This window comes from Pseudomonas sp. 14P_5.3_Bac1, assembly GCF_025466135.1.
Lineage (GTDB): Bacteria > Pseudomonadota > Gammaproteobacteria > Pseudomonadales > Pseudomonadaceae > Aquipseudomonas.
On record NZ_JANLOF010000057.1, the window covers coordinates 139,842 to 153,270 of the forward strand.

At 60.2% G+C, this 13,429-nt stretch carries 13 protein-coding genes; 8 read left to right on the top strand and 5 right to left on the bottom strand.

The features are described from left to right. The 4 genes from rfbD to NTD89_RS14525 all read right to left on the bottom strand — a co-directional run bounded on the left by rfbD (position 1) and on the right by NTD89_RS14525 (position 4,106). Positions 1 to 897, bottom strand: a complete 897-nt coding sequence (gene rfbD / locus NTD89_RS14510; protein ID WP_262208348.1) for a dTDP-4-dehydrorhamnose reductase — start codon at positions 895 to 897, stop codon at positions 1 to 3. Then, the gene (gene rfbB / locus NTD89_RS14515) at positions 894 to 1,964 is read right to left on the bottom strand and encodes a dTDP-glucose 4,6-dehydratase (RefSeq protein WP_262208349.1); all 1,071 of its coding nucleotides are present in this window, start codon (positions 1,962 to 1,964) and stop codon (positions 894 to 896) included. Before rfbB ends, rfbD begins: the two co-directional genes overlap by 4 nt. Positions 1,965 to 1,968: 4 nt before the next feature. Further along, complete coding sequence (locus NTD89_RS14520; protein WP_242195801.1) at positions 1,969 to 2,868, bottom strand: glycosyltransferase family 2 protein; 900 nt, start codon at positions 2,866 to 2,868, stop codon at positions 1,969 to 1,971. A 377-nt stretch (positions 2,869 to 3,245) separates the two neighbouring features. Beyond that, positions 3,246 to 4,106, bottom strand: a complete 861-nt coding sequence (locus tag NTD89_RS14525) for a DMT family transporter (protein ID WP_262208351.1) — start codon at positions 4,104 to 4,106, stop codon at positions 3,246 to 3,248. 421 nt (positions 4,107 to 4,527) lie between these two features. Here NTD89_RS14525 and NTD89_RS14530 point away from each other — a divergent pair, with 421 nt between their 5' ends. Further along, positions 4,528 to 5,319 carry a CPBP family intramembrane glutamic endopeptidase gene (locus NTD89_RS14530; RefSeq protein WP_262208352.1) on the top strand — a complete coding sequence of 264 codons (792 nt, stop codon included), beginning with the start codon at positions 4,528 to 4,530 and terminating at the stop codon, positions 5,317 to 5,319. Positions 5,320 to 5,393: 74 nt separating this feature from the next. Then, on the top strand, positions 5,394 to 6,959 hold the full coding sequence (locus NTD89_RS14535; RefSeq protein ID WP_145159037.1) for a methyl-accepting chemotaxis protein: 1,566 nt from the start codon (positions 5,394 to 5,396) through the stop codon (positions 6,957 to 6,959). A gap of 102 nt (positions 6,960 to 7,061) precedes the next feature. Here the strand turns inward: NTD89_RS14535 and NTD89_RS14540 are convergent, their stop codons facing one another. Further along, positions 7,062 to 7,754: an alpha/beta family hydrolase gene (locus tag NTD89_RS14540; RefSeq protein WP_262208353.1), complete on the bottom strand. Its 693-nt coding sequence runs from the start codon at positions 7,752 to 7,754 to the stop codon at positions 7,062 to 7,064. 79 nt (positions 7,755 to 7,833) lie between these two features. Here NTD89_RS14540 and ccoN (NTD89_RS14545) point away from each other — a divergent pair, with 79 nt between their 5' ends. From ccoN (NTD89_RS14545) to ccoO (NTD89_RS14570), 6 genes are all read left to right on the top strand, one after another. After that, positions 7,834 to 9,258 carry a cytochrome-c oxidase, cbb3-type subunit I gene (gene ccoN / locus NTD89_RS14545; RefSeq protein WP_242195813.1) on the top strand — a complete coding sequence of 475 codons (1,425 nt, stop codon included), beginning with the start codon at positions 7,834 to 7,836 and terminating at the stop codon, positions 9,256 to 9,258. 10 nt (positions 9,259 to 9,268) lie between these two features. Further along, positions 9,269 to 9,877, top strand: coding sequence for a cytochrome-c oxidase, cbb3-type subunit II (gene ccoO / locus NTD89_RS14550; protein ID WP_065909614.1), 609 nt, complete (start codon positions 9,269 to 9,271; stop codon positions 9,875 to 9,877). 3 nt (positions 9,878 to 9,880) lie between these two features. Further along, entirely contained in the window at positions 9,881 to 10,081 is a 201-nt protein-coding gene (locus tag NTD89_RS14555) for a cbb3-type cytochrome oxidase subunit 3 (RefSeq protein ID WP_106576350.1), read from the top strand. Beyond that, positions 10,078 to 11,025 (top strand): cytochrome-c oxidase, cbb3-type subunit III, encoded by a 948-nt coding sequence (ccoP, locus tag NTD89_RS14560; RefSeq protein ID WP_262208356.1) that lies wholly within the window; start codon positions 10,078 to 10,080, stop codon positions 11,023 to 11,025. The genes NTD89_RS14555 and ccoP overlap by 4 nt, the downstream gene beginning before the upstream one ends. A 348-nt stretch (positions 11,026 to 11,373) precedes the next feature. Beyond that, positions 11,374 to 12,816 (top strand): cytochrome-c oxidase, cbb3-type subunit I, encoded by a 1,443-nt coding sequence (ccoN, locus tag NTD89_RS14565; protein ID WP_106576348.1) that lies wholly within the window; start codon positions 11,374 to 11,376, stop codon positions 12,814 to 12,816. Next, positions 12,816 to 13,424 carry a cytochrome-c oxidase, cbb3-type subunit II gene (gene ccoO, locus NTD89_RS14570; RefSeq protein WP_078738505.1) on the top strand — a complete coding sequence of 203 codons (609 nt, stop codon included), beginning with the start codon at positions 12,816 to 12,818 and terminating at the stop codon, positions 13,422 to 13,424. The genes ccoN (NTD89_RS14565) and ccoO (NTD89_RS14570) overlap by 1 nt, the downstream gene beginning before the upstream one ends. The last annotated feature ends 5 nt before the right edge of the window (positions 13,425 to 13,429 follow it).

The following is a 13,429-nucleotide window of genomic DNA, read 5'->3' on the forward strand; positions in this document are numbered from 1 at the left end:
TCATTTCTCTAGTGTTTCTATGAGCATCCGTGCCACACCGTCTTGCCATTCAGGCAAGCGCAATGAGAAGGCATTCTGCAGTTTTTGGGTGTTGAGTCGGGAGTTGCCGGGGCGCTTGGCCGGTGTTGGGTAAGCGGCCGTAGTCAGCGCACCCACGGCGTCCGGGGCAACCTTGAGGTGCACACCGGCAGCCTGAGCGTGTTCAAGCACGAAGCGGGCATAACGATACCATGTGGTCTCGCCAGCTGCCGCAAGGTGATAAACCCCACTCAGTTGGGGGTTCGAATGCATTGTGCGGATGGCATGTGCAGTAACGTCGGCCAACAGATCCGCCCCGGTGGGCGTACCAAACTGGTCGTCGATCACGTTAAGGCTGTCGCGCTCTTGCGCCAGACGCAGCATGGTCTTGGCGAAGTTATTACCTCGCGCTGCATAGACCCAGCTGGTGCGCAGGATCAGATGCGCGCAGCCGCTGGCCTGGATCGCTTGCTCGCCCTGGAGTTTGGTCGCGCCGTAAACGCTCAGCGGCCCAACCGGGTCGCTTTCCTGCCAAGGCGTCTGGCCATCACCGGCGAACACGTAGTCAGTGGAGTAGTGAATCAACAGGGCATTGAGCTTCTGCGCCTCTGCCGCCAGCACTGCCGGGGCCTGCGCATTCACACGCAGGGCCTGGTCCGGCTCGCTTTCGGCTTTGTCGACGGCCGTATAGGCCGCCGCATTGACGATGACGTCAGGCGCAAAGCGCTGCACGGTGGCCGCCAACCCTTGCAGGTCGTTCAAATCACCGCAGTAGTCCTGGCTTTTCGAGTCGAGCGCAAGCAATTGGCCCAGCGGGGCCAAACTGCGTTGCAACTCCCACCCCACTTGGCCATTTTTGCCAAGTAGAAGGATCTTCATGCGGAACGCTCGGCGTAGTTCTTTTCTACCCACTCGCGGTAAGCGCCCGATTGGATATTGCTGACCCAATCCTGGTTATCCAGGTACCACTCCACGGTCTTGCGGATGCCGGTCTCGAAGGTTTCGGCCGGCTTCCAGCCCAACTCGCGCTCCAGTTTGCGCGCGTCGATGGCGTAACGGCGGTCATGGCCAGGGCGATCGGTGACGTATGCAATCTGGTCGCTGTACGGCGTGCCATTCGCCTGAGGGCGCAGCTCATCGAGCAGGGCGCACACGGTGTGGACGATGTCCAGGTTTGGCTTCTCGTTCCAGCCGCCTACGTTATAGACCTCGCCCACGGTGCCGGCTTCCAGCACACGACGAATCGCACTGCAATGGTCTTTTACGTACAGCCAGTCACGAATTTGCTGACCGTCGCCATACACCGGCAGTGCCTTGCCTGCCAACGCGTTAACGATCATCAACGGAATCAGTTTTTCCGGGAAATGGTACGGCCCGTAGTTGTTCGAACAGTTGGTGGTCAGTACCGGCAAGCCGTAGGTGTGATGGTAGGCACGCACCAAATGGTCGCTGGCCGCCTTACTGGCCGAGTACGGGCTGTTAGGCTCGTACTGATGGTGTTCGGTGAACGCAGGATCGTCCTTGGCCAAGGAGCCGTAGACTTCGTCAGTCGACACATGCAGGAAACGGAAGGATTGCTGAGCATCGGCGTCCAGCCCTTTCCAGTAGGCACGCACCGCCTCCAACAGGCGGAAGGTACCGACGACGTTAGTCTCGATGAAGTCTTCCGGGCCATGGATAGAACGGTCTACGTGCGACTCAGCGGCGAAGTTCAGGATAGCGCGCGGCTGATGTTCAGCGAGCAAACGCTGGACCAGCTGGGTATCTGCGATGTCGCCCTGTACGAATACGTGGCGCTTGTTGCCTTCCAGCGAGCTGAGGTTCTCCAGGTTGCCGGCATACGTCAGCTTATCCAGATTAATGACCGGCTCATCCGCCTGGGCTACCCAGTCCAATACAAAGTTTGCACCGATAAAGCCAGCACCGCCGGTTACTAAGATAGTCATTGAGTCAGATCTTTTTCAGTAGTGTTGCAAGAATTAGCCCGAGGTTCCCCATTAAAGTCTGCCGATACAAACCGGCCGACCGGAACCCCAACACTCGTCTAAGTAACGTTTGCCTGCGCGCATGCTTGAAACGCATAAGAGTCAGTCGTTGCTCTTCGCAAAGACGGTGGGACATCGCTTCGAGGGCACAGATGTTCTGTTCGTTCCATTCGAAGAAGCGTCCCTGGAAAATCATTTTCAGCCGTACGACGCGAGCGGCCCAACTGGAGTTGCTGCCAATGAGGTTTTCATCGTGCTGGCGGTACAACATTCTCGGCTCGTGATCATAGTGCACGGCGCCGCCCGCCCCAGTCACAAGCTGGTAAATCCACCAGTCGTGAGAGGGAACCTTGACGTTCAAACCCGCCTCGATGATCAATTCACGTGCAGCGCGATTAAAAACCATCGTGTTGCCACCCGCAATACTTTGAACTAGCGCGTTTGAGAAGTGCGGAGGGCGTGGGAAAAGCGGAGAAAAGCCAAGCTTTGCACCAGACTCACTGACTAACTGAGTACGGCCACAGTATAGAGCAGGGATGTGCTCAGGAATGGTCTGCAACCAGGACTGCGCCACCGCCAGCTTATCGTCGTTCCAGATATCGTCCTGATCACACCAGGCGAAATAATCCGCAACGACGTCAGGACGGCAGGTTAACGAGAGAAAATTGGCAACAAACCCTCTTCCGGGGCCTGCCACAACCTTCAGACGGTCGCGCCCCCAACGCTGAGCATAGTCTTGGAGAATCGCTGGCGTACCATCTCGAGAGCCGTCATCGGAAACGACTAATGACCAGTTGCGATGGCTCTGTCGCTCAATGGAGTCGAGTTGGTCCCTAAGGAACGCCTCACCATTGTACGAGCACATCAAAACCGCAACCTTTGCTAAGCAAACGTCGTGCGGTTGGACATTGGATAGACTGCGCGATGCGAAAATAGACACAACATCCCTTTGCGAGCAAACTGCATACCCTATAAATACGTAGGATATAGGCCACAATAAGGTCGGAATTATTACAGCATTACTCTGTAAGCACAATCGTACTGAATGCCAGCGGTCGGCTAACATGAGTGTGCTGAGCGCTCTGCAATGCGGCATCGGGCCACTATCTGAGCGTTTGCCCTTAATAGCGCGAGTATGGCGCAGACTCTGAATCTTGCGCGTAACACAATAAACAATGCTTTGACTGGAGCACCTTCTTGCGCGTGCTCCAGTCAGCATTGACTCAACGGCTCGCCACGCACTCAGCTTTTACGAAACACAAACCCCAAGCCAACAATGATCAACGCCATCCCCAGCAGGCTTAACAGCGCGAGCCGATTGCCAAAGATCAGGTAATCCATCACCGCTGTCACCGCCGGCACCAGATAAAACAGACTGGTGACATTCACCAGGTTGCCCCGCGCGATCAGCCGGTACAGCAACAGCGTCGCCAGCAACGACACCACCAACCCCATCCACAACACCGGCAGGTAAAAGCTGGCGCTGTGTTCAAAATGGAACGGCTGGAACGGCACGAACACCGAGCACAGCAGCAACCCGGCGAGGTATTGCACCGGCAGCGTACCCAACGGGTTATCGGTGATGCGCTTCTGCATGATCGAGCCAAGCGTCATGCTCGCCAGTGCCAACAGGCCATAGAGCATGCCCGCCATCGACATGCCGGACAGACCGATGCCCTGGTAGACCACCATGATCAACCCCGCCAATCCCAGGCCCAGGCCAAACAGCCGGCGCCAGGAACGCTGGCGCTCCATGAGTACCACCGTGAGTATCGGCTGCACCCCCATGATGGTGGCCATCACGCCGGGAGTGACTTTAAGGTCCAGCGCCAGCAGATAGAAAATCTGATACGCGCCCAACAACACCAGCCCCGTCGCCGCCGCATACAGCATGGGCTTGCCGGGGCGTGGCAGTTTCAACCTGAGGATCGGCACCAGAACCACCAGCCCCACCAGGGCGATGGCGAAGCGAATCAGCAGAAAGGCAAAAGGCGAAGCATGGGCCAGGCCCAACTTGGAGAAAATCGCCCCGCTGCTCCACAACAGAACAAACAGGCTCGTCGAGGCCGCCGCGGCCACGGATTGTTTCGAAAGAACAGACATGGATACCACCTGTAATCAGGCAAAAAAGCCGATTCAGCCAAAGCTGAAACTCAATAGGTTTTTTTCAGGCAGGCAAAGGGGAACAGCGATTCGCTGATCAGCCCGAAATGCCGACACCCGGCGGTGATACGACTGCGTACACCGGCGTGCTACTGACAGGTGGGGGGTAGTGACTGATCTGCGCAGGCTGTTTCTTCCCGCACGGCACGACCACAGCGCTGACCGCTGAATCGACTACCGCTATGCGCTGGGAAGCTGGCATGTGCTGATCTTTTTTGAAGGGATAACGACGCGCCGACTATAACCAGCCGCCTTCCTGTTTTGCAATCACTTCACCCAGGCGCCGTGCGTGGAAGAGTTTTCATGCCGACGCAGAAAGCCGGTCGCTATAATGCCGGCCAGTTTTTTCCAAGGATTTCACATGATCGCTTTGCCCTGGCTGTACCTGGTGCTTCTTTCGATTGGCTACGGACTGGCCCTGACCTACGGGCAACTGGGCGCGCTGGCGGCCGTGTCGGTGGCCATGCTGCTGATCGCCGGGTACGCCGTGCGCCAGCAACGCAGCCCTTGGGCGCGCTACCTCGGCCACGGCCTGTTCATTGTCCTGGCCCTGGGTCTGGCGATGCACTGGCTGCCGGGCTTCTACAACGGCCGCGGTATCGCGCCGCAGCGTTTTACCCCTGACTCGGTACCGTTTTCGATGTACCTGAACCAGGACAAACCACTGATTGGCTTCTGGCTGTTGCTGGCCTGCCCATGGATCGTGGCGCGTCGCACGCTGCGCCTGTCGATCTGCGTCGCGGCCCTGGCACTGACCCTGACGGCGGTCGCTGCGCTGGGCGGCGCCACATTGCTGGGAATGATCGACTGGGCACCCAAATGGCCGGAACAGGCATGGCTGTGGGTCCTGAACAACCTGCTGCTGGTGACGCTGGTGGAAGAGGCGCTGTTTCGCGGCTATATCCAGGGCGGCCTGAGCCACCGCTTCAAACACCTGCCCTACGGTGAAAACCTGGCACTGCTGCTGGCCTCGCTGCTGTTCGGCCTGGTGCACCTCGGCGCGGGCTGGCATTGGGTGCTGCTGGCGAGTATTGCAGGCATCGGCTATGGCCTGGCGTATCGCTTCGGCGGGTTGGGCGCCGCGATTGCCACGCACTTTGGCTTGAATCTGCTTCACTTCGGGTTGTTTACCTACCCGATGCTGGCCGGCTGATTGTTGCAAAAAATAAGTTAAATAAATGCCTGCAACGGCCGACAACCCATCAAAGCCTTGCGGATTGAACAATCATGCGTAATAACCAACCCGTTACACAGCGCGAACGTACCTTCCCCGCTCAGCAACGGTTGATCTCCACCACAGACGCCAAAGGTGTGATCACCTACTGCAACGACGCCTTCGTCGAAATCAGTGGGTTCACCCGTGACGAATTGATCCGTGCCCCGCACAACCTGGTGCGTCACCCGGATGTGCCGTCGGCCGTGTTCGCGCACATGTGGTCCACGCTCAAACAAGGCTTGCCATGGATGGGCATCGTCAAGAACCGCTGCAAGACCGGCGATCACTACTGGGTTAACGCCTATGTAACGCCGGTCTTCGATGGCAACCAGGTGATCGGCTATGAATCGGTGCGCATCAAGCCCACCGCCGAGCAGATTCGCCGCGCCGAAGCGCTCTATCAACGCATCAACCAGGGCAAGTCGGCCGTGCCTCAGCGCGACAAATGGCTGCCGGTGCTGCAAGACTGGCTGCCATTTATCCTGATCAGCCAGCTCAGCTTCATGATCGGTGCGTCGCTCAACTCCCACTGGGGCTTTGCCCTGGCGGCGGGGCTGTCGGTGCCGCTGGGCCTGCTGGGCCTGAGCTGGCAGCAGCGCGGCCTCAAGCGTTTGCTGCGCCTGGCGGAGCAGACCACGTCCGACCCGCTGATCGCGCAGATGTACACCGACAGCCGTGGCGCACAAGCGCGGCTGGAGATGTCGATTCTCAGCCAGGAAGCGCGTCTGAAAACGTGCCTTACTCGCTTGCAAGATACGGCCGAGCACCTCAACGACCAGGCGGCGCAGTCCAACACCCTGGCGCACAACAGCTCCAGCGGCCTGGAACGCCAGCGCGTGGAAACCGAGCAGGTCGCCACCGCCGTCAACCAGATGGCAGCAACGACCCAGGAAGTGGCCAGCCACGTGCAGCGCACGGCGGACGCTACCCAGGAAGCTAACCGCCTGACCGGTCGCGGTCGCGACATCGCCGGGGAAACCCGCGAAGCGATCCAGCGCCTGTCGGTCGCCGTGGGTGAAACCGGTGTAACCGTCACCCAGCTGGCCAAGGACAGTGATGAAATCGGCGGCGTGGTGGACGTGATCAAAGGCATCGCCGACCAGACCAACCTGCTGGCATTGAACGCCGCCATCGAAGCGGCCCGTGCCGGCGAAATGGGCCGTGGCTTTGCAGTGGTGGCTGACGAAGTGCGTCAACTGGCGCAGCGTACCGCCGAGTCCACCGGTCAGATCCACGCCCTGATCGCCAAACTGCAGCAGACCGCCGCTGCCGCCGTGCAAACCATGGACGCCGGGCATCGCCAGGCCGAAGAAGGTGTGGCGCGCGTGATGGAGGCGGATCAGGCGCTGGTGGGCATCAGTGAAGCGGTGGCCAACATCACCGACATGACCACGCAGATTGCCGCCGCCACCGAAGAGCAAAGCGCCGTGGCCGAAGAGATCAGCCGCAATATCAGCACGATTGCGCTGTTGGCGGATCAGACCTCGGAGCAGGCGATGAACTCGGCGCAGTTGAGTGAAGAGCTGACGCATACGGCGAATACTCAGTATTCGCTGGTGGAGCGTTTTAACCGGTAAACCGCTATCGCGGGCAAGCCCGCTCCCACATTGGATTGGGTTCACACATTTCTATTTGTGAATACAGTCAAATGTGGGAGCTGGCTTGCCTGCGATGAGGCCCTAAAGGCCGCCGAGAAACTCGGAGACCTTCACCGCCGCAGCCTCCAAATGCTGCTCATGGCTAAACCCCGAAGCCTTCAACGGCTTCAAATCATGATCCCCCGCCACCAGCCACATCACCTCGATGCTCGGCGACAACGCATACCCCTGCACCGCCGCCCCATTGCCCAGCGCATCGCGCTCACCCTGCACAATCAACGTCGGCGTCTTCAGACCGGCCAGATGCTCAGTGCGTGGTTTCTCCGGCTTGCCCACCGCATAAAATGGATAACCCAGGCACACCAACCCGCCTGCCCCCAATTCATCTGCCAGCAAACTGGCCATCCGCCCGCCCATGGACTTGCCGCCAACGGCCAGTTGGCCAGCGACATGGCGTCGCACCTCGGCATACACCTCGCGCCAGGCTTGCAATAGTTTCGGCGCCGGATTCGGCGGACGTTTGCCGCCGTCCAGGCGGCGCTGGGCCATGTAGGGAAATTCAAAGCGCAACACGTTCACGCCCTGCCCGGCAAGGCGTGCAGCCATGTCGTTCATAAACCCCGAGTCCATGGGCGCACCGGCACCGTGGGCCAGGATCAGCGTCACCGGCGCACGCGTGCTGGTGCCTGTCGCCGCATCCCACAACCAGCCCCGCTCGCGTACACACTGCGCCCATTGATCCCCGTCAATACTGGCCTTGTGCTCTTTGCCCATGCTTGCCTCGCTTTTTAGTCTGCCTATAACTCCAGCCCAAGTGCCGCATTGGCTTGGGTTGAACCGTGGATGGGGAACCATGAACACTACTTTAAGTACCGCCTATAACTACAAGGTGGTCCGCCAATTCACCATTATGACGGTGGTGTGGGGCATCGTCGGCATGGGGCTCGGGGTTTTTCTCGCCGCCCAATTGGTTTGGCCTGCACTCAACTTCGATTTGCCCTGGACCAGCTTCGGCCGCTTGCGCCCGCTGCACACCAACGCGGTGATCTTTGCCTTCGGCGGTTGCGCGCTGTTCGCCAGCTCCTTCTACTCGGTGCAGCGCACCTGCCAGACACAGCTGTTCGCGCCGAAAATCGCCGCGTTCTGCTTCTGGGGCTGGCAGCTCGTAATTCTATTGGCCGCGATCAGCTTGCCGCTGGGCTACACCAGCTCCAAGGAATACGCCGAGCTGGAATGGCCGATCGACATTCTGATCACCATCGTCTGGGTGGCCTACGCGATCGTGTTCTTCGGCACGATCATGAAGCGCAACACCAAGCACATCTACGTCGGCAACTGGTTCTTCGGCGCGTTCATCATCACCGTGGCCATCCTGCACATCGTCAACAACCTGGAAATCCCGGTCAGCCTGACCAAGTCCTACTCCCTCTACGGCGGTGCGACGGATGCCATGGTGCAGTGGTGGTATGGGCACAACGCGGTAGGCTTTTTCCTCACCGCCGGTTTCCTCGGGATGATGTATTACTTCGTGCCCAAGCAAGCCGAGCGCCCGGTGTATTCGTATCGCTTGTCCATCGTGCACTTCTGGGCACTGATCACCCTGTACATCTGGGCCGGCCCGCACCACTTGCACTACACCGCGTTGCCGGATTGGGCGCAGTCACTGGGCATGGTGATGTCGCTGGTACTGCTGGCCCCAAGCTGGGGCGGCATGATCAACGGCATGATGACGCTGTCGGGCGCCTGGCATAAGTTGCGCAGCGACCCGATCCTGCGCTTTTTGGTGGTGTCGCTGGCGTTCTACGGCATGTCGACCTTCGAAGGCCCGATGATGGCCATCAAGACGGTCAACGCCCTCTCCCACTACACCGACTGGACCATCGGCCACGTACACGCCGGCGCGCTGGGCTGGGTGGCGATGATTTCCATCGGCGCGCTGTACCACATGATCCCCAAAGTGTTCGGCCGCGAGCAGATGTACAGCCTCGGCCTGATCAACGCGCACTTCTGGCTGGCCACCATCGGCACCGTGCTCTACATCGCCTCGATGTGGGTCAACGGCATCGCCCAGGGCCTGATGTGGCGTGCGGTCAACGAAGACGGCACCTTGACCTACTCCTTCGTCGAAACCCTGGTGGCCAGTCACCCTGGCTACATCGTGCGACTGGTGGGCGGTGCAGTGTTCCTCAGCGGCATGTTCCTGATGGCTTACAACACGTGGCGCACCGTGCGCTCGGCACAACCTGCCGAAGCCGCCCCTGTCGCGCAAATGGCCTGAGGAGTCAGTGATGAAACACGAAACGATTGAAAAGAACGTCGGCCTGCTGATGCTGCTGATGGTGCTGGCCGTGAGCATCGGCGGCCTGACCCAGATCGTCCCGCTGTTCTTCCAGGACGTGACCAACAAGCCGGTCGAAGGCATGAAGCCCTATACCGCGCTGCAACTGGAAGGGCGCGACATTTACATTCGCGAAGGCTGCGTGCAGTGCCACTCGCAGATGATCCGCCCGTTCCGTGCCGAAACCGAACGTTACGGCCACTACTCGGTGGCGGGCGAAAGCGTGTGGGACCACCCGTTCCTGTGGGGCTCCAAGCGCACCGGGCCGGACCTGGCCCGCGTTGGCGCGCGCTACTCGGACGACTGGCACCGCGCGCACCTGTACAACCCGCGCAACGTGGTGCCGGAGTCAAAAATGCCGGCCTACCCATGGCTGGTCACCGCGCCGGTCGACAGCAGCCACACCGAAACCAAGTTGAAAGTGATGCGCACCCTCGGCGTGCCGTACACAGACGACGACATCAGTGGCGCCGTCGCCAGCCTCAAGGGCAAGACCGAAATGGACGCGCTGGTTGCGTACCTGCAAGTGCTCGGCACTGCCATCAAGAGCAAGAGGTGAGCCATGGGATTTGAATTCGATGCGGGCACCATCCGCGGCCTTGGCACGCTGGTGGTCGCCATCGCTTTTATCGGCCTGTCGCTGTGGGTGTTCAACAACCGGCGCAACGCGGAATTCGAGCAGGCCCGCCTGCTGCCGTTTGCCGATGAACCTACTCCATCCGACGCTCAAGAAGAGCCTGCAACAAGGAGCACTCGCCCATGACGACCTTCTGGAGTACATGGATCTGCGTATTGACCCTCGGCAGCCTGATCGGCCTGACCTGGCTATTGATCGGCACCCGCAAGGGCGAAACCAAGGGCAGCGTCGACCAGACCATGGGCCACGCCTTCGACGGCATCGAGGAATACGACAACCCGCTGCCGCAGTGGTGGTTCATGCTGTTCGCCGGCACCCTGATGTTTGCGGTCGGCTACCTGATCCTCTACCCGGGCCTGGGTAACTGGAAAGGCGTGTTGCCGGGCTATGAAGGCGGCTGGACCCAGGCCAAGGAATGGGACAAGGAAATGGCCAAGGCCGACGCCAAGTTCGGGCCGATCTTCGCCAAATTCGCGGCGATGCCGGTGGAAGAAGTCGCCAAGGACCCACAGGCGCTGAAAATGGGCGGCCGCCTGTTTGCCTCCAACTGCGCGGTGTGCCACGGCTCGGATGCCAAGGGCGCGTATGGCTTCCCGAACCTGGCAGACAACCTCTGGCGCTGGGGCGGTTCGGCGGAAGCGATCAAGACGACCATCCTGAATGGTCGCCACGCGGCAATGCCGGCCTGGGGTGAAATATTGGGCGAAGAGGGTGTGAAGAACGTCGCCGCCTTTGTGCGTCACGACCTGGCCAAGCTGCCATTACCCGCCGACAGCACCGCCGATCTGGCGGCCGGTCAAGCCGCCTTCAATACCACCTGCGTCGCCTGCCACGGCCCACAAGGCCACGGCATGGAAGCCATGGGCGCGCCGAACCTGACCGAGCCTGCCGGCTTCATCTACGGCACCAGCCTGGCGCAACTGCAGCAGACCATTCGCCACGGCCGCCAGGGCCAGATGCCAGCGCAGGACGTGCTGCAAGGCAATGACAAAGTGCACCTGCTCGCGGCCTATGTGTACAGCTTGTCCCATAACGCTGATGGCGCAACGCCAGAAAGCCCAACCGAGTAACCGTAGACTGCCGCCCCAACCTGGGGCGGCAGCCCTGCCTCTCTCAGCGACCAAGTGTCGCACCCCTGCCCACCCCAACTTTCCCCTGCTGCCATTCGGGTCTACGCTTGCCCAACAGTGACCGGTTTTGGCGTATCAGGCGACTGCCGTTGCGACCTGAAAAAATTCCTGTCCACTCGATCAGCTTTCGATTTCTGATTTTGTCCTTACGCCAAACATGGAAAGGGCGCAGAATCTGGCCCGGAACGCATTGATACAGGTCAGCCATTGCGTTGCAATGGCCCCTCGGTTTGTCCATACTTGCGGCCGATTTCAACTATAAAAAAACCTAAACCGTGGAACCTTAGAATGAGCACAGCAATCAGTCCGACTGCTTATAACTATAAGGTAGTCCGCCAGTTCGCCATCATGACGGTGGTCTGGGGGATCCTTGGCATGGGGCTCGGGGTGTTCATCGCCTCGCAACTGGTTTGGCCGGAATTGAATTTCGGTTTGCCATGGACGACCTTCGGCCGCCTGCGCCCGCTGCACACCAACCTGGTGATTTTCGCCTTCGGCGGATGTGCATTGTTTGCCACCTCCTACTATGTCGTGCAGCGAACCTGCCAGACGCGACTGATCTCCGACGGCCTCGCCGCCTTCACCTTCTGGGGCTGGCAAGCCGTGATCCTCGGCGCCATCATCACCCTGCCGCTGGGCTACACCACCACCAAGGAATACGCCGAGCTGGAATGGCCGATCGCCATTTTGCTGGCCATCGTCTGGGTGACCTACGCCGTGGTGTTCTTCGGCACCATCGTCAAGCGCAAGACCAAGCACATTTATGTGGGTAACTGGTTCTACGGTGCCTTCATCCTGGTCACGGCGATGCTGCACATCGTCAACCACGCGTCCTTGCCGGTGAGCTGGTTCAAGTCCTACTCGGCCTACGCCGGGGCGACGGACGCGATGATCCAGTGGTGGTACGGCCACAACGCGGTGGGGTTCTTCCTCACCACCGGCTTCCTGGGGATGATGTATTACTTCGTGCCCAAACAGGCCGAGCGTCCGATCTACTCCTATCGCCTGTCCATCGTGCACTTCTGGGCGCTGATCACCCTGTACATCTGGGCCGGCCCGCACCACCTGCACTACACCGCGCTGCCGGATTGGGCGCAGTCGCTGGGCATGGCGATGTCGATCATCCTGCTGGCCCCCAGCTGGGGCGGCATGATCAACGGCATGATGACCCTGTCGGGCGCCTGGCATAAATTGCGCACCGACCCGATCCTGCGCTTTTTGGTGGTGTCGCTGGCGTTCTACGGCATGTCGACCTTCGAAGGGCCGATGATGGCGATCAAGACCGTCAACTCGCTGTCCCACTACACCGACTGGACCATCGGCCACGTCCACGCCGGCGCGTTGGGCTGGGTGGCGATGATCTCCATCGGCGCGCTGTATCACATGATCCCCAAACTGTTTGGCCGTGCGCAGATGCACAGCGTCGGGCTGATCAACGCGCACTTCTGGCTGGCCACCATCGGCACCGTGCTCTACATCGCCTCGATGTGGGTCAACGGCATCACCCAGGGCCTGATGTGGCGTGCGATCAACGATGACGGCACGCTCACCTACTCCTTCGTCGAAGCGCTGCAAGCCAGCCATCCGGGCTACATCGTCCGCGCCCTGGGCGGTGCGTTCTTTGCCAGCGGCATGCTGTTGATGGCCTACAACGTCTGGCGCACCGTGCGTGCCTCCGACCCTGTAGAGGCTGAAGCCGCCGCCAAGATCGCCGTTGTGGGAGCTCACTGATGAAGCATGAAGTAGTCGAAAAGAATATCGGCCTGCTGGCCTTCTTCATGGTCATCGCCGTGAGTATCGGCGGCCTGACCCAGATCGTTCCGCTGTTTTTCCAGGACGTGACCAACAAGCCGGTCGAAGGCATGAAGCCGCGCACCGCGCTTGAACTGGAAGGCCGCGACGTCTACATCGCCAACGGTTGCGTGGGCTGCCACTCGCAGATGATCCGCCCGTTCCGCGCCGAAACCGAACGCTACGGTCACTACTCGGTGGCCGGCGAAAGCGTGTGGGACCACCCGTTCCTGTGGGGCTCCAAGCGCACCGGCCCGGACCTGGCCCGCGTCGGCGCACGTTACTCGGACGACTGGCACCGCGCGCACTTGTATAACCCGCGCAACGTGGTGCCGGAGTCGAAAATGCCGGCCTACCCGTTCCTCGTGGAAAACAAGCTCGACGGCAAGGACACCGCGAAGAAGATGGAAGTCTTGCGCACCCTGGGCGTGCCCTACACCGATGAAGACATCGCCGGTGCAGCCGCAGCCGTCAAGGGCAAGACCGAAATGGACGCACTGGTGGCCTACCTGCAAGGCCTTGGCACCATCATCAAAAGCAAACGGTGATCTGC